The 25,151-nt window shown below is 44.2% G+C and carries 22 protein-coding genes; all 22 read right to left on the reverse strand.

What is annotated here, in order from left to right; genetic code table 11:
* Positions 1 to 26: 26 nt before the first annotated feature.
* The 22 genes from FE785_RS07385 to FE785_RS07490 all read right to left on the reverse strand — a co-directional run bounded on the left by FE785_RS07385 (position 27) and on the right by FE785_RS07490 (position 24,767).
* Positions 27 to 938, reverse strand: a complete 912-nt coding sequence (locus FE785_RS07385; RefSeq protein WP_138565140.1) for a flagellin N-terminal helical domain-containing protein — start codon at positions 936 to 938, stop codon at positions 27 to 29.
* A 322-nt stretch (positions 939 to 1,260) separates the two neighbouring features.
* The gene (locus FE785_RS07390) at positions 1,261 to 2,172 is read right to left on the reverse strand and encodes a flagellin N-terminal helical domain-containing protein (RefSeq protein ID WP_138565140.1); all 912 of its coding nucleotides are present in this window, start codon (positions 2,170 to 2,172) and stop codon (positions 1,261 to 1,263) included.
* A 209-nt stretch (positions 2,173 to 2,381) separates the two neighbouring features.
* Positions 2,382 to 4,841 carry a 6-hydroxymethylpterin diphosphokinase MptE-like protein gene (locus tag FE785_RS07395; RefSeq protein ID WP_138565141.1) on the reverse strand — a complete coding sequence of 820 codons (2,460 nt, stop codon included), beginning with the start codon at positions 4,839 to 4,841 and terminating at the stop codon, positions 2,382 to 2,384.
* 20 nt (positions 4,842 to 4,861) lie between these two features.
* The gene (locus FE785_RS07400; protein ID WP_138565142.1) at positions 4,862 to 5,569 is read right to left on the reverse strand and encodes an acylneuraminate cytidylyltransferase family protein; all 708 of its coding nucleotides are present in this window, start codon (positions 5,567 to 5,569) and stop codon (positions 4,862 to 4,864) included.
* A 1-nt stretch (position 5,570) separates the two neighbouring features.
* The gene (locus tag FE785_RS07405) at positions 5,571 to 6,641 is read right to left on the reverse strand and encodes a nucleotidyltransferase family protein (protein WP_138565143.1); all 1,071 of its coding nucleotides are present in this window, start codon (positions 6,639 to 6,641) and stop codon (positions 5,571 to 5,573) included.
* A 31-nt stretch (positions 6,642 to 6,672) separates the two neighbouring features.
* Positions 6,673 to 7,875 (reverse strand): hypothetical protein, encoded by a 1,203-nt coding sequence (locus tag FE785_RS07410; protein WP_138565144.1) that lies wholly within the window; start codon positions 7,873 to 7,875, stop codon positions 6,673 to 6,675.
* A 184-nt stretch (positions 7,876 to 8,059) separates the two neighbouring features.
* On the reverse strand, positions 8,060 to 9,172 hold the full coding sequence (locus tag FE785_RS07415; protein ID WP_138565145.1) for a phosphotransferase: 1,113 nt from the start codon (positions 9,170 to 9,172) through the stop codon (positions 8,060 to 8,062).
* Positions 9,173 to 9,178: 6 nt separating this feature from the next.
* A complete protein-coding gene (locus tag FE785_RS07420; protein ID WP_138565146.1) occupies positions 9,179 to 10,267 on the reverse strand; it encodes an N-acetylneuraminate synthase family protein in 1,089 nt (362 codons plus the stop codon).
* Positions 10,268 to 10,279: 12 nt separating this feature from the next.
* Positions 10,280 to 10,912, reverse strand: coding sequence for an imidazole glycerol phosphate synthase subunit HisH (gene hisH / locus FE785_RS07425; RefSeq protein ID WP_138565147.1), 633 nt, complete (start codon positions 10,910 to 10,912; stop codon positions 10,280 to 10,282).
* Complete coding sequence (gene hisF / locus FE785_RS07430) at positions 10,909 to 11,685, reverse strand: imidazole glycerol phosphate synthase subunit HisF (RefSeq protein ID WP_138565148.1); 777 nt, start codon at positions 11,683 to 11,685, stop codon at positions 10,909 to 10,911. The genes hisH and hisF overlap by 4 nt, the downstream gene beginning before the upstream one ends.
* Positions 11,682 to 12,359 (reverse strand): hypothetical protein, encoded by a 678-nt coding sequence (locus FE785_RS07435; RefSeq protein WP_138565149.1) that lies wholly within the window; start codon positions 12,357 to 12,359, stop codon positions 11,682 to 11,684. Before FE785_RS07435 ends, hisF begins: the two co-directional genes overlap by 4 nt.
* Before the next feature lie 13 nt (positions 12,360 to 12,372).
* Positions 12,373 to 13,692: an N-acetyl sugar amidotransferase gene (locus FE785_RS07440; protein WP_138565150.1), complete on the reverse strand. Its 1,320-nt coding sequence runs from the start codon at positions 13,690 to 13,692 to the stop codon at positions 12,373 to 12,375.
* A gap of 99 nt (positions 13,693 to 13,791) precedes the next feature.
* Complete coding sequence (gene neuC, locus FE785_RS07445) at positions 13,792 to 14,985, reverse strand: UDP-N-acetylglucosamine 2-epimerase (RefSeq protein WP_168188933.1); 1,194 nt, start codon at positions 14,983 to 14,985, stop codon at positions 13,792 to 13,794.
* The gene (gene neuB, locus FE785_RS07450) at positions 14,978 to 15,976 is read right to left on the reverse strand and encodes an N-acetylneuraminate synthase (protein ID WP_138565152.1); all 999 of its coding nucleotides are present in this window, start codon (positions 15,974 to 15,976) and stop codon (positions 14,978 to 14,980) included. Before neuB ends, neuC begins: the two co-directional genes overlap by 8 nt.
* Positions 15,976 to 16,635, reverse strand: coding sequence for an acetyltransferase (locus tag FE785_RS07455; RefSeq protein WP_138565153.1), 660 nt, complete (start codon positions 16,633 to 16,635; stop codon positions 15,976 to 15,978). Before FE785_RS07455 ends, neuB begins: the two co-directional genes overlap by 1 nt.
* Before the next feature lie 23 nt (positions 16,636 to 16,658).
* On the reverse strand, positions 16,659 to 17,843 hold the full coding sequence (locus FE785_RS07460; RefSeq protein ID WP_138565154.1) for a LegC family aminotransferase: 1,185 nt from the start codon (positions 17,841 to 17,843) through the stop codon (positions 16,659 to 16,661).
* The gene (locus FE785_RS07465; protein ID WP_138565155.1) at positions 17,836 to 18,837 is read right to left on the reverse strand and encodes an NAD-dependent 4,6-dehydratase LegB; all 1,002 of its coding nucleotides are present in this window, start codon (positions 18,835 to 18,837) and stop codon (positions 17,836 to 17,838) included. The genes FE785_RS07460 and FE785_RS07465 overlap by 8 nt, the downstream gene beginning before the upstream one ends.
* Positions 18,838 to 18,904: 67 nt before the next feature.
* Positions 18,905 to 20,131, reverse strand: a complete 1,227-nt coding sequence (locus FE785_RS07470) for a murein transglycosylase domain-containing protein (protein WP_138565156.1) — start codon at positions 20,129 to 20,131, stop codon at positions 18,905 to 18,907.
* Positions 20,132 to 20,185: 54 nt separating this feature from the next.
* Positions 20,186 to 21,256, reverse strand: a complete 1,071-nt coding sequence (locus FE785_RS07475; RefSeq protein WP_138565157.1) for a flagellin N-terminal helical domain-containing protein — start codon at positions 21,254 to 21,256, stop codon at positions 20,186 to 20,188.
* A 4-nt stretch (positions 21,257 to 21,260) separates the two neighbouring features.
* Positions 21,261 to 23,120 carry a flagellar hook-associated protein FlgK gene (gene flgK, locus FE785_RS07480; protein WP_138565158.1) on the reverse strand — a complete coding sequence of 620 codons (1,860 nt, stop codon included), beginning with the start codon at positions 23,118 to 23,120 and terminating at the stop codon, positions 21,261 to 21,263.
* Positions 23,121 to 23,168: 48 nt separating this feature from the next.
* The gene (locus FE785_RS07485; RefSeq protein ID WP_238696237.1) at positions 23,169 to 23,651 is read right to left on the reverse strand and encodes a rod-binding protein; all 483 of its coding nucleotides are present in this window, start codon (positions 23,649 to 23,651) and stop codon (positions 23,169 to 23,171) included.
* Between the two features lie 15 nt (positions 23,652 to 23,666).
* Positions 23,667 to 24,767 (reverse strand): flagellar basal body P-ring protein FlgI, encoded by a 1,101-nt coding sequence (locus tag FE785_RS07490; protein ID WP_138565159.1) that lies wholly within the window; start codon positions 24,765 to 24,767, stop codon positions 23,667 to 23,669.
* Positions 24,768 to 25,151: the final 384 nt, after the last annotated feature.

Below are 25,151 nucleotides of genomic sequence, written 5' to 3' on the forward strand. Positions count from 1 at the left end.
TTCATACTTCAGACAGAGCAAATACATTACTGAAGTAACTGCATGACATTCTGAGTAGACTGGTTAGCCTGAGCTAACATACTCATACCTGCCTGCTGTAGAACCTGTGTTCGAGCCAGTTCCGCACTCTCTTTCGCAAAGTCTGCATCTAAGATCGCCGAACGTGCACCGTTCATGTTTTCATTCATATTCTGCAAGTTAGACATGGTCGACTCTAAACGGTTTTGTAGAGCACCCCATGCCGCACGCTGGTTACCCACCAGTGACAGAGCACCGTCAATATGCTGGATCGCCACCGATGCACCGGCCTGGGTGGTCAGAGTGTTTGCAGAAAAAGACGCACTCACCACAGAACCGGTAATATTGGTATAACGCCCCAAAATCCCCGAGGCACCAGAAGCGGCGATTCGGAAACTGGCGGTAGATACCGTAATCTTATTCGCACTACCTGCTTGCCAACCTACATGCACATCTACCGGGGTAGGTGTACCTGAAACCAGCGGACCAGAAACACTGACATTACCCATCAAGTTGATCTGGTTGAACTTGGTTGTGTGTGCAATACGGTTAATCTCTTCTTCCAGCTGAGAGAACTCAGAATCCATCTGTGCACGGTTAGCATCGCCATAAGTACCGTTCAAAGACTGTACGGCAAGTTCACGCATACGCTGCAAGGCGTTGACAACCTCTTCCGAAGCGCCGTCCATTGTCTGTACTAAAGAAATCCCGTCACTGACGTTTTTGATCGCTTGGTCTGTACCACGAATCTGAGATGTCATGCTTGTGGTGATCGCTAGACCCGCTGCATCATCCGCTGCTGAGTTAATGCGTAGACCACTTGTTAAGCGTTCCATTGAAGTACTAAGTTCACGACTTGTCAGATCCAAGGTACGGACCGCGTTCAATGAACCCATATTTGTATTGATTACCATTGCCATGATAATGCTCCCTTGTTGTGTTTTGTGTTTGTATTTTTTTATATCTTGAGGCTGTATATTCAGCCTTCAATTACTTTATCGACCAAGATAGATTTTCTTTAGCAAAAAACTTTATTCTTTTCTTAAAAAAATCTTTTTTTTCAAAAAGTTATATAAATAATGCGCACACAAGAGATATCGACAATTTCGACTTTTTCAGGGTGCAAAAAACCGGACTCAAGCCAATCAGAGTCTTAGCCAAATTAATTACAAATCAAGTGAAAGAATTTAAAGATGTGACGATCATTTTTTAACAGCGACCGTCACATTTGATAACGAGGAATTACTGAAGTAACTGCATGACATTCTGAGTAGACTGGTTAGCCTGAGCTAACATACTCATACCTGCCTGCTGTAGAACCTGTGTTCGAGCCAGTTCCGCACTCTCTTTCGCAAAGTCTGCATCTAAGATCGCCGAACGTGCACCGTTCATGTTTTCATTCATATTCTGCAAGTTAGACATGGTCGACTCTAAACGGTTTTGTAGAGCACCCCATGCCGCACGCTGGTTACCCACCAGTGACAGAGCACCGTCAATATGCTGGATCGCCACCGATGCACCGGCCTGGGTGGTCAGAGTGTTTGCAGAAAAAGACGCACTCACCACAGAACCGGTAATATTGGTATAACGCCCCAAAATCCCCGAGGCACCAGAAGCGGCGATTCGGAAACTGGCGGTAGATACCGTAATCTTATTCGCACTACCTGCTTGCCAACCTACATGCACATCTACCGGGGTAGGTGTACCTGAAACCAGCGGACCAGAAACACTGACATTACCCATCAAGTTGATCTGGTTGAACTTGGTTGTGTGTGCAATACGGTTAATCTCTTCTTCCAGCTGAGAGAACTCAGAATCCATCTGTGCACGGTTAGCATCGCCATAAGTACCGTTCAAAGACTGTACGGCAAGTTCACGCATACGCTGCAAGGCGTTGACAACCTCTTCCGAAGCGCCGTCCATTGTCTGTACTAAAGAAATCCCGTCACTGACGTTTTTGATCGCTTGGTCTGTACCACGAATCTGAGATGTCATGCTTGTGGTGATCGCTAGACCCGCTGCATCATCCGCTGCTGAGTTAATGCGTAGACCACTTGTTAAGCGTTCCATTGAAGTACTAAGTTCACGACTTGTCAGATCCAAGGTACGGACCGCGTTCAATGAACCCATATTTGTATTGATTACCATTGCCATGATAATGCTCCCTTGTTGTGTTTTGTGTTTGTATTTTTTTTATATCTTGAGGCTGTATATTCAGCCTTCAATTACCTTATCGACAGAAATAGCTTTTCTTTAACACTGAATACGTAATTTTTTATTCCAAATACAAAAAACCCGCTATTTAAGCGGGTTTCAGTTTATAAATCACAACACAAGATTTTAGCTTTGAAGTTCATTTAAGGTCATAAGTAAGCTTTTATCATCTCGTTTTCCGGATCATATTCAATCACTTGTTCGGCAATTTGCTTGGCTCTTTGCGGATCAACTTCATGGGTAAACTGAATCAGTTTCGCCCAAGCGTCGAAGTCTTGCGATTGCGCTTGTACGTAAATTTCTAAAATTTGAATGGCAGACGGCAATTGACCGATTGTCTTTAAAAAATCGGCATAAGGAATCATGTAATTTAGCGACACACTACATAGGGCCTCTAAGGTCTGCAATGAACATTGATGATTACGAGCCTGCATACAGATAGACAAACACTTTAACAGCGCTTTCTCTTTGATAATATTATCCTCAGCCTGCTTTAAAACAGCTATTGCCTCTTCAGCATTACCATCAATATCCGCCAACAGGCCTTGAACATAAAAAATCAGCGATTTAACCGCGGCGTCTTCTTGCAAAGACTGCAAGTGTTCAAGCAGTTCTACTAGAGTTTGACGGTTATGCTGTTCTTTTGCTTGTTCAATACGACTGATCAATGACGGCAAATCACGACTTTTCTTTTCTAGACTCTCAACCAGTCTTGTCTGAGTATTACTCAACTCATCATAAAAATTCTGCTGCAATGCTTCGATTTTTTCAGCATGAACCTGAAGCGCTTCAGGGTGCCACTTAACAAAGTTGAATACCCTACCGATAGCGTCATATTTCTGCCAACGCTCAGATAGAGCGTCAAAGTCTCGGTTTTTAAGTTCGTCTTCGGTCAATTTGGCATAATGAATGGCAAGCTCCAACTGCTTTGAGAACATTTCGGCGGAACGGTTTACCCCCTTGAAAAAAGAGGTCAACTGCGACTCGATATCCTCTTGTTCCATATTCTGCTCGTCCATTGGACGGAAGTTTTCCTTGAAAGCCACCGAGTCATATCTGAATAGCATATCGCCGTCATCGCCGATAATCTGACTGATTTTACTGTGCGCTTTCATCGATTTTTTTACCGACTTATCATCTTGCTGACCATTCTTATACAGTGTCTTGACAAACTTCAGGCCATCTTTAGATAAACTGACAATCGATTTAAAACGCTTCAGTTGCGATTGCAACTCCTTAACCGAAGATTCAACTCGCTGCGTTCGTTCTGACAAGCTCATTTCAAGAGACTGCTTCAAACTCGCCACTTGCTGCTTTTTACTGACCAGATCGATTTTCTGCTCAATCTTTTCAGGCGCGACATATTCGACATTTTCCATCGCTGCAGAATATAGCCCTGTATTGATAAAGTTCAAATGCGGATATTCCTGTAAATAGATTTTCACCTGCAATTCCAGCCCCTGACGAGCATTGGCATAAGCTGGCTGTGTTTCAGCCAGCTCACCACGGTTATCCTTTACGGTACTCACGCCTTTAAAGGTAAAACGCCCACCAACTTTGGCTTCATCACTACTTGATTCGTAGGCTTTACCTAATGGAAAACACAAATCGACACCGGAAAAGATAATTTGCGAACATCCAAGCTCCACCGCGGCATTAACCGCGGTATTAATCACATTCGGCCCTGGGGCGGCAATATTTTTTTCCATTTTCCCGTCTTTTTCATGCCACGGATATTTGGTCGACATATAGCTGCTGGCACCACTCCACTGCGCCAAAATTTTAGGCGAAATATGGTTACCGTTAAGCAGGATAGAATCTTCGACAAAATGGAACATTCCTTTGGAGTTATCAAAACTGATATCGTAAGGGTCAACCGAGACAAAAAAGTCCGGTGAAATACCTTCAGCTAATAAACGTCTGGCGATGCGTCCCGCAGAAAAAATGACCAGCTTTTCTCGCACCTGTTTAATCCACGGTAATGCCTCATCCAAAGAAGGACCTCCACCGAGAATCAATGCGGTTCCACCTTGCAAAGCATCACTATGATTAATCAGCGGCTCAAGGTTATGGCTGGCATTCAACAACATCGCATCGATAAACGGGCGTGAGTCCAAGGCGTTTTTTTCAACCACCAAGAACTGCTGGAAGCTTTCCTGATAATGGTGCCAAAGCTGAGCATAGGGTTCATCTCGCTTGGCATCGAGTACGGCAATGGAACGGAACAGCTCTATTTTACCGGTAACCAAATAACTGGAATAAAGTTGCCCCAATAAAGCCAGATCAAAACTTTCCTTGAAGACATTAATCCGTTCATATTTTTTCGCATCGAACTGTTCTTTAATCTCTGTCAAAACATTGTCAAAATCGATAAAAACAAAACGTGAATTTTTCAACTCATCGTAATACTGCTGAACATACTTCAGCAACAGCCCGGAATCTGTACCGACAATGACATAAAGTGTTTCATCATTATCAAAAGCCTTGGCAAAGTGTTTGGCAAATAATTGCTTAGACAACTGACGCTGAAAAGCGCTTTTATTGACTTCTTTAAGGTAATGCTCACCAAACGGGCTTTCTTGCCAAGTTAATTGTTCTATCGTTTCCATAAATCTTTTCTGTTTTGAGTTTATTGCTGCGAGGCCATTTTCAGGTAAGCTTCCACTTGGAAAATATCAGCTAATTCATCGACATCAGTACCCTTGATGGAACTGATTTCATAGAGTTCGGTAAGCCCTTCTACAACGAAGTTACGTTTTTCGCGAAGAAAACTTGGCGTCACCACATATAGGGCGCCATTGATCGCAAAATAATCGTTTTTATAATCTTGACGGCGTGAAACATAACTTGCCGGTTTGGCTAAAAATTCCCAGCCATCGTCTTTAACCTGCATGCATTTATAAGGGTGCTCAAGCATCTTGTGAACGCTGACTAGCGAATCACAACCACTTTCTAAAAACTGTTCGATGGCACCGTCAATTTCATATTCGGTTCTAAGAGGAGAAGTTGGCTGTAACAAAATAAGCAGATCCGGCAATTCGCCGATCTCTTCGAGCCAATCTAACGCATGAAGCACAACATCGATCGTTGTGGCTGAGTCGGTAGCCAACTCATCGGGGCGCTTATAACGCGTATCAACTCCCCAGATATTGGCAAAGTTCATAATATCGCTGTCTTCGGTCGACATCATGACATCGGTGATAAAACGGCTTTTTTTCACAGCTTCAAAACTGTACTGTAATAAGGGCTTGCCCATAATTGGATAAAGATTTTTTTTAGGAATTCCCTTCGAACCACCGCGAGCCGGAATTAAGCCTAATACCTTCTTAGCTTGCAATCTAACCTACCTCATCCAAATGATTAAAATATACTTCGTAGTCCATTTGAGCCTGTTCAAAATCCGGCATCTGTCCAATGTCCATCCAATATTCGGTAATCGGGAAACCGCCTACTTTTTCTTTATCCGAAAGAATTTCAGCAATCAGCGTAGGCATATCGTAAAACTCGTTTTGCGGAACCAACTGCAAGGTTTCCGGTGATAAACAATAGATACCGGCATTAACAAAATAGCGGTAACTCGGTTTTTCCACCATCTGAGAGACGTAGCTTCCGTCCAGCTCAACCACACCATACGGCACTTGTTGTGTGTATTCTCTAACGCAGGCGGTGACTTTGTTGTCATGCTCTTTATGGAATTTGATCAACGAGCACAAATTGATTTTCGTTAGCAGATCACCGTTCATCACAATAAACGGCTCTTTCGGTAACAACGGTAGCAGGCTTAACGCGCCGGCTGTTCCCATGGCGGCATTTTCCTGAATATAGGTGATATTGATCCCCCATTTTTCACCATTGCCGAAATGCTTACGAATCTGTTCACCCAAGTAATTGATACAAAAATAGAACTCGGTGAACCCCTGCTCGGCGATATGCTTGACGATGGTTTCCAGAATCGGTTGATTGCCCACCATCAACATAGGTTTAGGAACCGTTTCCGTTAATGGACGCAAACGCATTCCTTGACCACCCAACATCAATACAATCGGGTTTTTGCGAACTTCCGTCACCTGCCCTTTTTGATAATACAGGCCAATGACTTTGTTATTCTCATCGGCAATCGGTAAATGACGTAAAGACTTACGCAACATCTTTTGATGCCAAACCACTTCGGTCTCGTTATTCAATCCGATTGTCGGCGACCGGTTCATCGCCGAAGATACTTCACTGTTCAAAGTTTCACCGCGAAGCAAGGCGCGACGCACATCACCGTCTGTGACTGTGCCGACCAGCGCCTGATTGTCATCAACAACCAAAACAATCTGTAACGACTGTTGATCCAGAACCGTTAAGGCTTCCCTTATAGAGTCCGACGGAGATATTGCAATGGAATGCCAATCAAATAGTTGCATGCTTAGACCCTAAATAGTCATTATTCTATAATCAATATTTTGACAGCTGTGAAGATGATAAGCGTGGTTCGTGCCAGTTTTGCCAGTCTTCGATAATTGTCTGTATCACTTTATGAACTGAAACACTTGGATCAGGCAGGTGCAATTTGGCATTTTGCCGCAATCTTTGCTGAATATCCTGATCTAAACCTTGCTCAAAAACTTCAAGGAGCTTTTCTTCTTTATCGACCATTAACAACAAATCTTCAGTTTTCAGTGGCATCTCAGTTAAACCACTGTAGTCCTGCCACCACTTTATCAAATCGGCGTTGAACCACAAATAAATACTGCTGTTAAAGCCATGAGGAGCCATTTCGTTCAAATAAAGGTTATCAAATCCGCAGGTAGAAAACGCACTGACCACTAAATCGCAAGCCGCGAGGCTTTTCACCAAATGATCGCTATCATCTCGCTGCACTCTGTCGGCAAACGCAGCGCTGAAAAGCTGCCAAGTTTTACTCTGCAACTCATCTGATTCCTTAGGATGTGGACGATAAATCAATTTGAACGGTTTCTGCCAAGCTTTGAGCTGCTCGACCATCGATTCGATCGTGGCAAAATAGCCTTTTACCTCAAGGATCGGCTGGCCATAAAAGCCGACCAATACCGCTCCGTCCTCTGACGAGTTCAACCAAGCCTTCCTCTGCTCAGCACGCAAAGCCAAACTATCAAATTCTTTGAAATTTTGATGTTTAATGGAACCAATCGGAATCGAACGAATACTCGGATAACGTTTGGCAGTAAGATGTGCCGCTTCATCATCCAAGACAAAGGCGGTATGCGGTAAAGCGCCCGTTGCCTGGTTGATGTCGCCCCAAAAATTCTGTAAAGCGTAACTGGGAATATTCAATTGTTCAGCGACTTTCAATAAGGCTTCATCAACGCCTATATCCGGACCGGAAATACCAGTCAGCACCGCATCAGGAGAAAAATCCGCTACCACGGTACTTACCGCTTTGATTTTTTCTTGCAGATTATTTCTCGGAGTAAAGGATTCCAAGCTGACATGGCTCGCACCTGACTGAGCAAGCGCCTCATGGATAATAGAGTAAGCCGGTTCCTGCATCAGCAATTTAACACTAAAGGCCGGGTTTTGAAGAAGAGAAGGAATCAGTAGCTGAAAAGACAGTGCTGTTGCCGGATCTCGAGCTGAGATTAGTAATTTGATCTGGTCATTTAACTGAGTCGGCGACAACGCTTTAATACCTATCTGTAGAAAACGTATTTCTAATTATGTACAAATTCAAACCAGCTTAAACAATAATTAAAGGAATTTCCACTTAAAGCGCGCTAAATTAAGCGCAATAGCAAAGCATTGACTATTAATGAAGGCATCCAAACAAAAAATAGACAAGATTTTGTTGATATTTGAGATTAGGTCAGGCAAATATTTTTTGTAACAGCGCTCTGTTTTGCAAAGGCCAATTATAAAGATATAAGAATTTTTCCATCTCAGCATCACACTCAATTGCATTCTGTTTACTCACTTCCATCAGCAGCAAAAGCGCGCGTACCGCAAGCGCTTGTAGAATATCTTCAATATGGCTCGCATCCCTTAGCTTCAGATTGGTTTGCTCTTGGTAGCTCTGCAACAAAGCTTGCGCCAACTCAACGGTTTTGCCCTGCTCTGACTCTTGCAACAAAACAAAACGTTCCAAAGCAAAAACCAAATCCATAAACGGGCTGAACCATGCGGTTAAAGCGTCCTCGAAATCAAGAAACACCAACCGTTCATCGGACGCTAACCAAATATTGCCGACATTGGTATCGCCATGAACACACTGTGCCTTCTCGATTAACACATCTAGCTTTGTTGGCGGATAATGTTGAAAAACCGCCATTAAAGCCTCTGCCAAAACACGATTTTGCAAATCAATCTGCTGAGTATCCATTAACTGCTCAAGCAAGTCCTTGAGATGCTGGTGGCGCTTTAATCCGTGACTTTTTACTTGCTGCTGAGGGTATGACTTCAATTCCGCATGCAGTTCTGCCAAAGCCTTACCTAAGCGTTGCATATCCTGCAATGTTGGCTGTAAAAAACGCCCATCGATATAGCCATAAGCCAAAACTGAAACTTCTGCCGTTACCTGCTGCGGAAAACCGGTCAATAACACACTGGTCGCAAAACTGTTTTTTAGCTGTTTTGCTCTGCGATCTGCAAGAAAAGTTACAACTTGATTGGCCTTAGCTTGCCTTTTTGCCTGGTGATGATTGACCACCTTGATAAACCAAGGCTGAGTCTCATCAGTTGCACCAAAGCTGAGACGATAAAAACCAAAAGGAAAATCGTGCTCGGTTTGCAGACGTTCAATTTGAATCGGTTCACTTGGTAATGGAATTTGTTTAAGAATTAAAGATTCAAACTGGTCGGCTTGAGCAGCCTCTAAGCAAAGCCAATTATGCGGCTTAGGTTTGAATCCTGAATAAGCGGGTGTATCAGGCAACCAAGGAGACGCTGATTGACGGCTATTGACGTGATTTTCACGACTCATTAGCAATTAACCCGCTGTATTGTCGGTACGGACATCATCCCAATTGATGACTTGGCCCGCTTTGACTGGTTTTGCGAACACTTTAGCATTCACTTCCGACCAATATTCACAACCAATACCCAGTGCCGGAAAAGCGAAACCTATATTGTTTAAATCCAGTCTATCGCCCGCTTTAATGTCGGTTTTGGCAATCAACCCCATACGAGAAATGTACTTATCTCGCTCTCGTGGCAAATGGCGCACCCCATCACCCATTGCCGTAGCAATGGCCTGGATTTTAGCGAATACGGTTTTCACCTGAGAGATTGGCAAAGCGTGACCACCATCCTGCTCATCTCCCATATTATTTGGGCAGACGCCTTTCTCAAGCACCGTCGCACCCATTGCCGTGGCGGCATAGAGCATTTCATCATCAAAATAGTGATCAGACAAACCGTAGGCCACGCCAAAACTGTTGCCCAAAGTCTGCATAAAACGCAGGTTATGAGTCTCTACCGGATTTGGCGGCCCTAAAGGACTATGCTCCAGCAACAGATTCTCACTTCGCCCACCAGCATCCAACATCCAGTTAACGGCACGAGCAATCTCTTCAAAAGAGGAGTGGCCTGTATCGATAATTATCGGCAGTGCAAGCTCGGCAACAAATTCAATCAAAGGCTGGTGGGTGATATTGGACGAAGCGATTTTAATCGCCTTAACGCCAATCTTCTGAGCGAACAAAGCACCTTCAAAATCATAGACCGAAACGATAATATCGCAACCCTGTGCCTTAGCATATTCAAACAGCTCTTGATAGGCCTCTAACGAAACCACCTTACGCTCAATTAGCTGGCGATAGTTTTCCTGTTTTTTCTGCTGGGATTGGTGCCCCCAATAGGTTTCATTTCCGCTTAACGAAGCATTCAGACAGATATCGGCATTTTGCAGGATTTCCCCCTTAATGGTTTTGACTCCGGCTTTCACCAACTCATCGACCAAAGACTTGGCCTGCGCCATATCCTGATTGAAATAGGTACCGATATCCGGCAAAAACAACGGTTGTCCAGTGTTCTGGATTTGTTGCCAATAACTTAAATTTGTTTCTGCTGATTGCATAAAAAACGCCAATTAAATCTGAAGGAATGACTCAATAATCTTGAGCCCCATTTCACCGGATTTTTCCGGATGGAACTGACAACCAATAATATTGTCTTTTTGCAATGCCGCGCTAATCGCGTGACCGCCAAAATCGAATACCGCCAATTGGTCTTTAGCATCGGCGACATCAGCATAAAACGAATGCACAAAATAAAACGCATTATTGGCATCAATATCCGCCAGTAAAGAACCTTGCCATTGCACCTGATTAGGATGAATCTGCGACCAGCCCATATGCGGAATGGTCATCGGCTGACCATCAATCGAGGTGCTTGGCAATTGTTTGACTTGCCCGGCAATCAAACCCAAACCTTGGGTCAGTTCAAATTCGTCGGATTGATCCAATAGCATCTGCATACCCAGACAAATGCCCAGAAACGGTTTATTGTTGGCTGCTTCTTTAATCGTATCGACCAGGTTTTGTTTTTGCAATTGCGCCATCGCTTGAGGAAATGCGCCAACCCCCGGGAACACCAATCTATCGGCAGTTAAAATTTGCTCCGGCGTGGTGGCGATATTGACCTCGGCACCACAATGCTCAAATGCACGCTGCACATTCAGCAGATTACCGGCGCCATAATCGATTAAGGTGATTTTACTCATGCGCTCACCTCCAAAATCGCCGACTGCGGACGTACATCCAAACCATTATCAGCACAGACCTCACGAATACCGGAAACCGTATCACGCTCATAATGCAGAATATCGGCCATGGCAATCGCACTGGCACCGGATTTAACCGCATCTACACCATGTTCAGCCTCCCCCATACCGCCAGAGGCAATAACCGGTACAGAGACTTCCTTACAAACCGCATTAATCAAATCCAGATCATAACCTTTACGACCACCTTCACGGTCAACCGAGGTCAATAAGACTTCGCCTGCTCCTAAGTCGACGGCTTTTTTCACCCATTCAACCACATCCAAACCGGTATGCTCACGACCGTTATCGGTGAAAGCCAGCCATTTGCCGTCGGCCTGTTTGATTGCTTCGACCGACAACACCACGCACTGCGAACCAAAGGCTTGCGCCATTTCAGCAATCAGTTCCGGACGTTGCACCGCTGCGGTATTGATCGCCACCTTATCGGCACCGCAACGCAAGATTTCACGCGCATCGTCCACCGAGCGGATACCGCCACCGACGGTAATCGGAATAAACACCGATTTCACCGTTTCCTTAACGATATCGGTCAGACTGTTTCGGCCATAAAGTGATGCCACTGCATCCATATACAACAGCTCATCGGCACCCTGCTCATAGTATTTACGGGCATAATCATTCGGATTGCCGATTTTACGCAACCCTTCCAGCTTCACCCCTTTAATCAGGTGGGAAGATTTAATATCAAGACGGGGAATTAAGCGAATCATACTTCTCCCATTTTTATGTTATTGAACATAAATCTCAAAAGAGCTTCGCCACGAATGTAACCTGAATAAAATTTATATATATCTGAAATTAAAAATAATGAAATTCTTAAAAGAACAAAATACAAAACAATGCCTACACTACCTTCAATGATATTAAATTTTAACTCTTCAGAACTCTGAGTTTGAGATAAGTTAATTCCTTGGTAAGCCATATATAACCCCACAATTCCGATTAAAAGCTCCCAAGAAAGCAATTTAGATAAGTTGTATTTTGTCTGATTAAACTTCTCCTCATGCTTTTCTTTATAAAAATCATAAGCAAGTTTGAAATCAATACCTTTAGTTTGACAAAAAGGCATTAATTTATCCTGTAAAGTATTATCAACCGCTTTCGAAGTTATATAAGTATTTAGAAAAAGACTTCTACCATCAGAAAACTTCACAATACCTTCAATTATTAACAATCCCAATATCGAAATAAATACAGAGCCAATCAACAATAACTGGTATTCATCACTGCTGGATAACCATTTGATGGTTATACCAACCAACGCCGGTAAATAAAGAATACCCACCCACAAATTAAAATATGCTAATGCCCCTTGCTCCACAAGTACGTCTTTATTTGGAGATAAACTAACTTTACTCTCTAATTCCGTAAAAAATTGCTTCATCTGAAAACCTTTATTACTGCCAAACCGTATAACGCTGTTTCCATTCTCCGTTTTCGTCTTTTTTCCACAAATGTGGTGAGCGGAAGGTATCGGTTAGCGTATCGAAATAGGCTCTGTCCATAATCGGCTGCTCAAACATTTTCGAGGCTATCGGGAATTCTTTTTCCGGAATACTTAGATACTCAAAAATCTCTTCGGCAAAACGCTCCGGGAATTCCATATCGAAACGTTTGACCAAGGCGACACCTTCTTCACGGTCGATATCGCCGGAACGGATTTCCTGTGCCGCATCGTAGGTGGCGCGACCGATACCGAATTTGACCCCGGTGGTGTAGTAATGGAAATCGTCGATCTTGTCATCAATCGAGTTGTATTTTGAATAGGTGCCCGGTGTACGTTCCGGCGAGGCTTCAAAACCGCCATGCTCATGCGCATAGTAATAACAGCTCTGCGGATGCCATTTCAGGTAGTAACCCAGATAATGCACTTCGACACCGGTTTCTTTCAACTTTTCCGGATCGGCCGGCATATAAGGATCAAGATCGGCCTTGGTCAAACCAAAGTCTTCTTTAAGCGATTTGATCGATACGCCACCAATATTGATTTCAGCTTCATCGGTCATAGTGAAATACTGCCAGTCACGTTGCGCCTTATCGGTATCGCCTTTAGGATTACCATATTCGGCTTCGTTCTCACCGAAGAACACCAACGGAATATTCATCATCGCCGCCATTTTCGGAGCCAAGGCTTTTTGGCCGATCATAAACGCTTGGAACGGATGGAACAGTTTTTCCACCGATAGACGAGTCAATAGACGATGCACACGACCATTTGGTGTCATCAGCTGGTTATCGAAACCGGCATGAATCCAACGTTGGAAGTTACGCCAACCCCATTCGGTATACATATGCGGCGCCCAAGTAACGGTAAACGGGTGCATACCATATTTTTCTTTGAGGATATGCGAGGCATAAAAACTGTCTTTACCGCCGGAACCCGGTAATAGGCAATCATAAGAGCCGTCTGTAGAGCGGTGTTTATCGCATAGCGCTTTTAGCTCTTCTTCACGCATGCCCCAATCGATGGTGAATTCTTTCTCTTCGGCAACACGGCAGGCATCACAAACACCCTCTTCATCAAAATTAATGGTGGCTTTTTTCGAGTCTTTGGTGTGTTTGTATTCAACCGCAGAGTTGGGACGCTGGTTGGAAATCGTACATTTTTTACAGAATGCGACGTCTTTCGGCAGGCCGTATTTGGTATCCAGTTGCTCTTCAGGTAATTCAAACTGTGTTAAATCAATCGGGGTAGGTTTTGGAATTAAAAAGCTCATTGATTCCTCTTTGCGTGTTATCTGCCAGCGATCTTGCTGAATCGTATTTTTATGTTTTTCTATAGAGTCTTAACGGCAAAACTCATAAAAAAATTAGTGTTATATCGCATTAATATCACCATCCAGGTCATAAAAGCGCTTTGTTTTAAGTTGATCAAAGTTGGTTTTCGATAAAATCTGTAGCATTTTTTTTGCCGAATCACCTTGTCCATAAAGCGAAAGCTCCGGTCTACATAAAGCCTTATGCTCGGTTGATAATGCCTTGTTGAGGGCATTGCAGATATCATGGACATTTTCATGACAATCAATGATTGACGGGGCTTTCAAACGACCCTGTTGACGGCTGCCGATATTGATTGTTGCCGCACCGCAAGCCGGCGCCTCGATAATGCCACTGGACGAGTTGCCAACGACCACATCCGCTATTTTCAGCAAACTCAAATATCGTTGCGAACCCAAAGAACAGACAAAACGAGCATTAGCTTTTTGCTCGACCCAATTCTTTACCTGCTGGTTGATTTGCTCACCGGATTCATCCGTATTCGCGGCAGTCCAGATAATGGATGCTTGGGGAAACTCATCCAAGGCATTGAATAACGCTTGTAACGCTTGCAGGCCATGGTTGTCTCCCCAGGTAACCGGGTGGTAAGTGACCATAAACACAGGCTTATTCAATGCTAACTGGAGAAAGCCCTCCAATTGTTCAAGCGCAATCGGTTGCAGTTGACTGATGACATCTAACCCCGGAGCCCCGACATTAAAAACTCGATCCGGTTGCTCTCCCATCTGTATCAGACGTTTGGCATAGGGTTTTGCCGCAGCAAAATGCAAACTGGCCATTTTAGTCACTGCATGACGTATCGCTTCATCCATGGCACCTTCAGTGGTTTCCCCGCCGTGGATATGCACAATCGGTGTATGGGTCAGCAAAGCCGCCGAAGCGATACCCATCAATTCGTAACGATCGCCCAAAAGCACGACCGCATCCGGTTGAAAGGTTTGAAACACTTTGGCGAAAGCAGACAAGGCCTTGGCGGCAACCTGGGCGATATCGACAGGTTGTTTGTCATGATCAATAATCTCGATCTCTGCACTAATCGGCACCGAGTTTTTACGAATATCGTTAACGGTCATACCTTGGGATGGGAGAAGATGTGCGCCGGTGACAAACAACTGCAGTTCAAACTCGTCAGATCCATGCAACAAACCAATGAGTCTTGATAACAAGCCATATTCAGCACGTGTTGCTGTAACCACGGCAATTTTTTTACCCTGTACCATGCCGTTACTCAATGCCCTCTCCCTCGGCAAAATTCTGGTTAGCGGTTTGACCAATGACGTTATCCCAATCGGAAGCATATGCCCCTTGACCGGAACGTTTTAAGGTGACATTTTGCTCGCTGAATTGTTCGCCTTTTTGAATTGCAGATTTGGCGACAATACGTTTTCTGGCCACCGAGATATTGGCCTTTTCAGAAACTGAGCTCTGTTTTTTGCCATCGCCTAAAGCTTGCTCAATATGACGAACCGAAATTACCATCTGCTTTAACTCTTGAGGTTCTAGACTGGCTTTATGATCCGGTCCGGGCAGAGTTCTGTCTAGGGTAAAATGCTTTTCAATGACTTGCGCACCCATTGCCACCGCGGCAATCGGCACCTCAATGCCTAAAGAGTGATCAGACAAGCCCACCGAGACATCAAACTCCGCTTCAATAGTTTGCATCGCTCTTAAATTAACATCACTGTAGGGCGTTGGATAAGCGGTATTGGCATGTAAAACAATTAAATTCTGTTTCGACAAACCGGCATCAAGCAAGGTTGTTATCGCCAGATTGACCTCACCCAAATCCCCCATACCTGTTGATAAGATTGTCGGCTGGTTAAAACGCGCGATCTGTCTTAAATATGGAATTGATAACAATTCACCGGATGGAATTTTCCAGCGTTTCATGCCTAGCTGATGTAAAAACTCAACGCTATCGCTATCAAAGGCGGTCGAGATAAATTCGATATTTTTCTGCTGACAATAGGCAAATAATTGTTGATGCGCCTCGACACTCAACTCAAGCCGTTTGAGCATGGCGAACTGACTCTCTTTTACACCGGTATTTGCTGCTTGGTAATCAGCCTGCTTGGCATCTTCGGTCACCAGATTTTCAGTATTAAAGGTTTGGAATTTGACCGCATCGGCACCGGCATCGACCGCGGCATCGATTAATGCCATCGCTTTATCTAAATCGCCATTATGGTTTACGCCGGCTTCGGCGATAATAAAGGTATGCATCAGGCATTGCCTCTTAACATAGCCGGGGAGCCGAAATAAGTTCCCGATTCTTGAGTAGATTGATGCACATAACTTGCCGCACCGATTACCGTCTCAGAACTGATCGCCACACCTTGTTTTATGGTCGCGCTGGAACCGATAAAACAGTTGTTGCCAATATCACAATCGCCGTTAATCACCGCTGCGGTGGCAATATGACAAAAATCGCCGATTTTCGTGTGATGCTCCACCAAAGCCTTTGAATTGACAATACAGTTTCTGCCAATGACAGCACCGCTGTTGACCAAAGCATGATGCATAATCACCGTGCCTTCACCAATACAAGCCGACTCGGCGATATGAGCTAATGGAGAACTGATGACAGGCAAAATCCCTCCTAGGGATTTCACTTTTGCAAATAAGTTCTGACGCACAGAATCCAATCCGACCTGACCAATGGTAACAACGCAATTCCGAGTAGTTTTAATCAGTGCCGGTAAATCTTTGTCTCGACCGATTACCGGAATACCGTTAACTTCGGCAATGTTTGAATCGTCCGACTCGACGATGCCGACAATATGGAAGTGATTGTTTTTTTTAATGACATCAATCACGGATTCACAGTGACCGCCGCCACCGATTAACAACAAAGGTATTTTCGAATCGATATGAACTGACATCTAACTATCCTACCCACAAACCCTTAAGCATTGCATACCACGCCACTTGGAATATTGACCAAACGTGCGGCGAGCCATTCGGTATTTTTCATTCCATAACAAAGCTCATCGCGATAAATGTCTTGCTGATGTAACGGTGTCCACAATGGACGAGCTTGAATGCCTTGATCATTCAACAACGCCAACAATTGGTCACGTTGTTCAGCCGGGCATAGAATCGCGTTCAACCAATGATTTGCTTCGCTGGCTCCAAGAGGTTCAACCCAACTGAAGGCATCCAAGGTTCCTATAAAGGCTTTGTATTTTTCTGCCAACTGCTTTTTCTGTTCTAAAAATGCCGGTAATTTTTGCATCTGCGCCACACCCAAAGCGGCATTGATATTCGGCATTCTCAGATTGTAACCAATTTGATCATGCTCAAATAGCCAAGCGTGAGCAACCTTGGCGGTGGTACTCAGGTGTTTTGCCTGTTTGGCCAGTTCGCTATTATTGGTAATCAGCATACCGCCACCGCCGGTGGTGATAACCTTATTGCCGTTGAAGCTGAAAACACCTAAATCGCCAAAACGACCGGTATGTTTCGATTGATAATAAGAACCCAAACTTTCCGCGGCATCTTCAACCACTTTGATATGGTATTGATGACAAAGCAGAACAATTTCTTCAATTTCGCTGCTAAAGCCCAAGGTATGCATCGGCACACATGCCGAAATTCTTTTACCTGATGCTTTATGGAAGCACTGTCCCTGTTTGACTTCGGTTTCTTTAGCAAGAAAGGTTTCCAGCTCTTTTGCACTCAAGCCCAACGAAGATTGATCAACATCCAAAAACAACGGTGACGCACCAAGCATCTTGATGGCATTGGCGGTAGCGACAAATGTCAGCGATTGGGTGATGACCAGATCATGTTCCTCTACCCCGACAACTCTTAGCGCCAAAAACAGCCCCATGGTGCCATTGACGACCGCGACCGCATGTTTGGCTCCGGTAAACTCAGCAACCTGCTGTTCAAACTCATCGACATAACGCCCCACAGATGAAACAAAAGTCGAGTCGATACAATCATTCAACAGCCGTTTTTCCTGACTATCGAAACATGGGGCATGCAGAGGAATAAATTCTTCACTGTTTTCAACTTGATAATGCTGACGTATAAAACCGGCTAGTGACTGCGCTTGTTGCTTGAACTGTTCAGCACTGTTAGACATTATAAATTCCAGCTTTATAGTGCTTAAGATTATCGCTATTGCTAAACCATGCAATGGTCTGCTCCAAGCCGGCGCGAATATCGTATTGTGGTTCAAAACCGGTTAATTCATGAATCAGACGGTTATCACACCAAAGCCTAAAGACTTCCGAATCCTTTGGTCGTAAACGCTGTTCATCCTGAATAAACTCGACATCACTGGCCATAATCTCTTTAATCAGTTCCAGTGTATCCTGTACTGAAATCTCGAAATTCGAACCGATATTAATGGTTTCACCGATGGTTTGTGCTGACTGGGCGATCAACATCATCCCTCGACAGGTATCGGCAACATAGTTGAAGTCACGTGTTGGTGAAGTATCACCCAACTTGATCTGCTCCATGCCACTGGCAATTTGCGAAATAATAGTAGGAATCACGGCTCTTGCCGATTGTCTTGGGCCATAGGTGTTAAAAGGACGCGCGATAGATACCGGCATTTCGAATGCATTGTAATAGGACATCGCCATCGCATCGGCACCGATTTTACTCGCGCTATATGGCGACTGCGGTTGCGGCGGATGATTTTCGTCGATAGGTACGTATTGCGCCGTGCCGTAGATTTCTGAAGTGGACGTATGCATAAAGCGCTCTACGCCATTTTCCAGACAGGCCTGAGCCATATTCAAAGTACCGTTAACATTGGTTTCCACATAAGAATTGGGCGCGATATAAGAATAAGGAATGGCAATTAAAGCCGCTAGATGGAAAACGGTATGACAATCCTGAGTGATTTTTTTACATAAGAAAGGGTCGCGCACATCACCACTGACAACTTCGATTTCTGACAGTAATTCTGAGCTGTCCAGCCACCCCCAGCTATTGAAGGAATTATAAAGAGTCAGGGCACGAACCTGTGCCCCAGCCTTAACCAAAGCTTCCGTTAAATGAGAACCGATAAAACCATCTGCTCCCGTTACCAGTACCTGTTTGCCCTGCCAATAATTTGTATCCATACCCTTCGCTTTATCGAATAATTTTTATAGTGCTAAATTACGCCAATCGAGCTCATCAAGCAACCTCTTAAGCGGCTGCTTGCAGTAGTTTTTGGTATTTTTTACGCTTTGCCATCACTTTTTCAATATATTGACGGGTTTCATTGGATTCATGCTTTTGTCTCAAAATCCAATAAATACGTTCCGCCGATAATCGGTTAATTCGCGCAACAGACTGTTCTGGCGTTTTACCGAATAATTTGAAGACGGTATTCAGGCCACCGTTATAAGAAGCCACAGCAAGCAACTCTTTTTTAGTTTTGTCTTTCACGTCTTTAAAATACATTTGCTTTAACAGGCTTAAATAAGCGACACCGATACGAATATTATCTTTAGGGTTGAACAGTGCCTGCTCCGATGGCTGTCCCGCTTGATTATCGACGTATTTAAAGACATCTCGTCCGGCGCTGCCAGGTTTAATCTGCATTAAACCCAGCGCTTTTGAACGGCTTACCGCTCTGGGATTAAACGCGCTCTCGACTTCCATAATGGCATATACCAAATCATTATCAACAGCATATTCACGACTAAACTGCTCAACCAAATTCTGATAGGATTTCGCCTTATCGGGTAACTCAAATGTCTTTAACGGAATGGTAACAATCTGCCATTGCTCATTATTTTCAACCACCGTTTGACTAAAGTTGGCAAGCAGGTATTCGGCATATCTATAGGCTTGTGCCGGATAGCGCACCGACTGTTGGAACTGATTTTCTATGCGCGGGTAATAATGAGGTCTTTCACGAGTGTCTATCGACTGTTTATTCAGCAAAGATTCTATTTGTTGAGGATTATGCAAAACCATCAAGCGCGATAAGGCACGCTGGACTTCATAAGAGGAATAGTGCGAGGAAAATTCGACAATCAGCTCATTATCAAGCTCTATTAAAACCGGTAAAGGCTTTCTATTGGCGGTTACAACCTCAGTAGTAGTCGTCAATGTTTGAGAGGCATGCCCTAGAGTATTTTCTGGCAAATATGGGCTTTGGTGATTTTGCTGCGCTTTAGGCTGAGCAAACTCGCTCGAGTTAGTTAGCGCAGGCGGATCAATTTGTTGCGCTATTTTTTCTGTGCCAATAATTTGACGAATACCGCCAGAGCTTTGGGAAAAACCTTGATAAGACGATGAACTCATTCTATCTTGATGATAATTAAGGCTTAACCACTGTTGAAATGACGTCAGGTAGCCTGAGATAAATATCAATATCCCCGCCATAAACAGTAGAATCATTGTGTTTTTTAAAGATTGGTTCACAAAAAAGCCTCCATATAGGAGGCTATAGCAAGTCAGAGACCAAAAATATAATGACTAACGCAAATAATTGAAAAGAGACATATCTTTCAATTGACTGAACACTTGTTGAGCCATCTGCAAAGCACTTTGATACTTGGTCAGATTCGATATTTCAGTCACCACATCGGTCTCTTCCAAATTGACACGATGCTCCTCAAGCGCAATTTTGAACGACTGACCCGCGTCATACTGAGTTTCGATACGCGTCATTCGCCCACCGATTTCAGCACGAACCAGAGTCATACCGTTAATCGAGTCATTCAATTGGTCTGCAATATCATCAAGGGTGGGTACCGCATTAACAGGATCACCGTTTTCAACAGCCATTTGAGTTAAGTCGGCTTCACCTTTCAAAACCTTACTGAAGCTGACCAAGACATTAAGAATGTTGTTATCCACCCCTGTTGTAGGATCTATATTCGCATTATCCATATTGCGGTCGGCAGCAAATACCTTGGCACCATTATCGGTAATACGCACCCGGCTCGCATCCCCTTTATCATCAGGAGACAATTCATTATCATCATCAAAACCGATCTGCACATGACGGGCACCATACAGCGCTTGAGGTTCATACTCCGGCGCGGTATTGGCATTCGGACTACCTATATAAGTGTAGTACCCTGGGTAATTCGGATCTTCAATGTAGGCTCTTTCAGCCAAGACCACGTTCCCGGCAAACAACTGCTCACCTTCAGAAGTCTCATAGTTCATCATATTACGCACCTGCAAAATAATCTGATCAATTTCTTCTGCGGTGGCGACTCTATCGTTTTGGTTGTAAGTTCCGTTCAACATCTGAATGGACAGTTCACGCGCACGTTGCAACGATTCAACGGTATTGGAAATCGATGTTTCTTCCAAAACCAGTTGAGCTTGAGCAAATTCACCATTACGAGCATTCTGCTCGATAATACTGATGGTACGTTTAATACTGTGTGCCTGGTTCATCGCTACCGGATCATCACTCGGCACATTGATTCTTTTACCTGTACTCAACTTCAACTGAGAGTCAAGAATCGCTTCTTGATGCTTCTGAATCGAGTTAATTCCCTGATTATGGAATAAGTTGGTAGAAATTCTCATATTCTTATCCTCGTGTTAAACCGATCAGGGTTTGGAATATCTGCTGATAGGTTGCAATAATTTGTGCCGAGGCTTCATAGGCTTGCTGATAGCGTACCAAATTTGAAGCCTCTTCATCCAAACTCACCCCGGAAATTGATTCTCTTTGTTGCATTACCTGAGCATGAACATTAGTCTGAGCCTGTAACTGAATATCTGTACTTCTGACAAAGGTACCCACATTGGTTGCCATTTGTGAATACCCCCCCATCAAGCTTTCCGATGGCACACCATTACTATTGGAGAACATGATTTTTTTACTTTGCAAAGACGCCATATTGGCAACGTTTACGTTATCCCCTTCTGCCGCAGCATCTGGAACTTCATCATCAAGTCCGGCAACGCCAGTATCAACAGGAGACTGTCCTCGTGTGGCAAGGCCATCCGGGTTTTCGATCACACTTTTGAACTGAGTCAAAATCTGTTGATGAGGCTTAATAATAAATGTATCGCCAGCAGTGTAAGCACCGCCATCGGCTTCAAAGTTGAGACCATCAATCGTCACCGAACCAGCCGGCGCGTTTGGCAAGGAGCCTAAAAGTGTTGTCTTGCCTCGTTCGTAAATATCAAATGATGATGTCGTCGAGTTATACTTCATCTCATACTCTCTAGGCTCCATCTCACCGATAGTCGCAAGAGCAATATCCAAGTCGGCTTTCTTATCACCATAGGTAGCCGGTTCATTGGCTGCGGTATATGGAGGCAAGTTGGCATCGGTATAGGAATACGGAGGCGCTGCAGCATCCGTACTTAGGCCTGTCGGTCTAAACGTTACGGTTATACCGTTAGAAGAACTTGGGTCGTTGTTGATACTTGCGATAGAGTTGGCAATCATGGGTTCAAACACGCTCTGCCCATGATTACCATCAGCATCATAACCCTGATAATGCTGCCAGTTAATCGCCGCAGTCATTGAGTTAAGCATAATACCCAAGTCTTTCTGTGCTTTATCGAGCATGTCGCTACGGAATTCTAATACGCCACCTAACTGACCACCGTTAATAAAATCGGAGGCTTGTATACGTTGATCACCAATCGACATATAAACTTCAGTCCGATTTTCCGAAGCAAATTCACTCTGCCCCGATTCGAGGTGATTAACGTAATTCCCATTGATCAAGGGTAAACGTCCATTACCGGCATATAAGCTTAAACGTCCTTCTTCATTGTAATAAGCTTTAACATCAATATATTGACTAATTTCCAAGACCGCTTGATCACGCTGGTCAAGCAAATCATTTGGTGGATTACTGGTATTGTTATAGGAATACTCAACCTGTTGGTTCAACTCTCTAATATGATCCAGACGCGAGTTGATCTCGGTGGTAATATCTTCAATCTGTTCATTAGTTTGTTGTTGGATGTCGCTTAAGATATTGGTCAAGTTACCGATATGACTATCAAGATTGCCGGCTTCATCCACCACCATTTGACGGCTGGTTGCAGAAGTCGGGTTATCCGCAAGGTTCTGTAAAGAGTCGAAGAAGCGCTGCAGGAATTGCTGAACCCCCTCATCGTTACTCGCGATAATGCCTTCCACTTCACTGGCCAGGCCTAATTGAGCCTCGTATTTTTCGACACCGTTATTGGTATGGTAAAGCTGCTCTTGAATATACTGAGCATAGGAGCGCTGCACACTTTCGACCATGACACCAGAACCTTGATAGCTGCCCGCTGCCACCAATGTAGGCGCCCCACTAGCAAACTCAACGCGCTGGCGGGAATAACCCTCGGTTCCAACATTAGCCACGTTATGACTGGTGACTTCCAACGCTTTTTTGTATGCGTTGGTTGATAAAGTGGCGATCGTTAACATATCAGCCATAGAAATTTCCTCATTCTGGTCAGAATAACAACTTGCGCTTCTTGAACATTACCGAATTGCTTTTAAAGCCAGTACCGATTCTGTGCTCGGTATTTTATCCTTTTCTGCCGCTAACTTAATGTCAACCGGAGCTGTCGGATTTTCCTTATGCGTCGCTTTATTATCTACAATATTTTTATTTTCTAGATTGGTAATGCTTGGCGCGAGCTGCTCAACTATCTTATCGGCAAAACCGAGAGTTCCTTTAGCCGCCAGATCTTGCGCCAACTGTTTGTCGTGCCAATCTTTATAAAAATCACCTTGATTACCGTCGAGCCAACCATCATCCAAACTGACTTTACGTGACTCTTTGAACACCTGCTCAACAAACAGGGCTTCAAATTGTTGAGCCACCGGCATCAAAGCCGATTTCTGGTCTTCTCGCGCTTGCTGCTTCAATTTGTCCAAGCCTTGGATATTGACATAGTTTTGCGCTTCCGAATTAGCTGTTTGACCAACCATCGGCGATTTAAGAGCATCCATATTCATCATTCTACTCCTAAAAACCTAGATAATCATCAAGTCTGCTTTTAAGGCGCCCGCTTGCTTCAAGGCTTCCAAAATCGCGACCAGATCCCCCGGAGCCACGCCTACTTTATTGACCGCTTGGACAATATCATTCAAAGAAACGCCTTCCGGAAATTTAAACATACGCCCATCACCTTGCTGACTGACATCAAATGCCGTCTCAGGAGTCACCGCGGTTTGCCCTCCGGCCAGGGCACCCGGCTGACTGACATTCAATGCTTCGGTGATTTTTACCGACAAGCCGCCATGAGTGACCGCCGCGGGGCTGACGCGAACATTCTGGCCAATAACCACAGTACCGGTTCTTGAATTGACAATAATTTTGGCCGCGCTTTCTCCCGGCTGGACATCAATATTTTCCAGAATTGACAAGAAAGCAACGCGCTGGTTTGGTAGACGAGGCGCCATCACCTCTACCGTCTCGGCATCCAAAGCGGTTGCCGTACCGGCACCTAACTTATCATTAATCGCATTAACCAGATTGGTCGCGGTAGTGAAGTCGGCATCTTTTAAATTCAATGAAATCGTATTGCCCAACTCAAAACCGGTCTTTACAGTTCTTTCCACCATCCCACCGTCAGGAATGCGACCAACACTCGGCACATTGATAGTAATCCTTGAGCCGTCTGCCCCACTGGCATCCAGACCACCTACGACCAAATTCCCCTGGGCCAGGGCATACACATTGCCGTCTACCGCTTTCAAAGGGGTTAACAGCAAAGTCCCACCGCGCAAGCTTTTGGCATTACCCAAGGATGAAACCGTGACATCAATTTTTTGCCCTGATTTCGAAAAAGCCGGCAATTCGGCATGAACCGCGACAGCGGCAATATTTTTTGAATTGGTTTTGACACCGGCAGGGACTTTGATACCGAACTTATTCAGCATACTCAGCAAACTTTGTTCGGCAAAAGGTGTTTTATCACCCGAACCGTTCAAACCTACGACCAAACCATAACCGACCAGCTGGTTGGAACGCACCCCTCCAACTTCGGCGATATCTTTGACACGCTCGGCTTGAGCAAATGTCGTAACGGTCAACATCACTGTCAAAACTATGGCATTTTTTAACAGATTCATAATCTTCCCCTGCCTATTAGGCTACTTCAAATCGCTAACGTCATTTTTCAATACAATATAAGCGAATGATTTATTAGCATTTTTCTGTTTCTGGTAAATATATTTTTTAATTTTATGTGTACAGCGAATTAGACAATTCAAAAGGCTAAACCACTATCATCAATAGATTAAGCATAGCTTATGCCATTTGTTAAAGTTATTGAAAAAATGGCCGATAAAATTGGGTTAACGCCATTTTAGAAATAGAGCCTTAATGAAAAAGGGCAAGGCACCAAGAAAGAAAAAAGATGTGTCATCGAAAATAAAAAACCGACCTGTAAAAAGGAGATTTAAAAACAGGTCGGTAAAACAAGTTTGTCACATCATCAATATGCACTTGCGAAC

The organism is Thiomicrorhabdus sediminis (assembly GCF_005885815.1).
Taxonomy (GTDB): Bacteria; Pseudomonadota; Gammaproteobacteria; order Thiomicrospirales; family Thiomicrospiraceae; genus Thiomicrorhabdus; species Thiomicrorhabdus sediminis.

Bases quoted from the DNA above. Each gene is read 5' to 3' on its own strand.
- FE785_RS07395 (WP_138565141.1), bottom strand. From the start codon at position 4,841: ATGGAAACGATAGAACAATTAACTTGGCAAGAAAGCCCGTTTGGTGAG.
- FE785_RS07440 (WP_138565150.1), bottom strand. From the start codon at position 13,692: ATGAGCTTTTTAATTCCAAAACCTACCCCGATTGATTTAACACAGTTT.
- FE785_RS07490 (WP_138565159.1), bottom strand. From the start codon at position 24,767: ATGAATCTGTTAAAAAATGCCATAGTTTTGACAGTGATGTTGACCGTT.
- FE785_RS07460 (WP_138565154.1), bottom strand. From the start codon at position 17,843: ATGTCTAACAGTGCTGAACAGTTCAAGCAACAAGCGCAGTCACTAGCC.
- FE785_RS07435 (WP_138565149.1), bottom strand. From the start codon at position 12,359: ATGAAGCAATTTTTTACGGAATTAGAGAGTAAAGTTAGTTTATCTCCA.
- hisH (WP_138565147.1), bottom strand. From the start codon at position 10,912: ATGAGTAAAATCACCTTAATCGATTATGGCGCCGGTAATCTGCTGAAT.
- hisF (WP_138565148.1), bottom strand. From the start codon at position 11,685: ATGATTCGCTTAATTCCCCGTCTTGATATTAAATCTTCCCACCTGATT.
- FE785_RS07405 (WP_138565143.1), bottom strand. From the start codon at position 6,641: ATGCAACTATTTGATTGGCATTCCATTGCAATATCTCCGTCGGACTCT.
- FE785_RS07415 (WP_138565145.1), bottom strand. From the start codon at position 9,172: ATGAGTCGTGAAAATCACGTCAATAGCCGTCAATCAGCGTCTCCTTGG.
- FE785_RS07420 (WP_138565146.1), bottom strand. From the start codon at position 10,267: ATGCAATCAGCAGAAACAAATTTAAGTTATTGGCAACAAATCCAGAAC.
- FE785_RS07390 (WP_138565140.1), bottom strand. From the start codon at position 2,172: ATGGCAATGGTAATCAATACAAATATGGGTTCATTGAACGCGGTCCGT.
- flgK (WP_138565158.1), bottom strand. From the start codon at position 23,120: ATGGCTGATATGTTAACGATCGCCACTTTATCAACCAACGCATACAAA.
- neuB (WP_138565152.1), bottom strand. From the start codon at position 15,976: ATGCATACCTTTATTATCGCCGAAGCCGGCGTAAACCATAATGGCGAT.
- FE785_RS07455 (WP_138565153.1), bottom strand. From the start codon at position 16,635: ATGTCAGTTCATATCGATTCGAAAATACCTTTGTTGTTAATCGGTGGC.
- FE785_RS07465 (WP_138565155.1), bottom strand. From the start codon at position 18,837: ATGGATACAAATTATTGGCAGGGCAAACAGGTACTGGTAACGGGAGCA.
- FE785_RS07485 (WP_238696237.1), bottom strand. From the start codon at position 23,651: ATGATGAATATGGATGCTCTTAAATCGCCGATGGTTGGTCAAACAGCT.
- FE785_RS07385 (WP_138565140.1), bottom strand. From the start codon at position 938: ATGGCAATGGTAATCAATACAAATATGGGTTCATTGAACGCGGTCCGT.
- FE785_RS07475 (WP_138565157.1), bottom strand. From the start codon at position 21,256: ATGAGAATTTCTACCAACTTATTCCATAATCAGGGAATTAACTCGATT.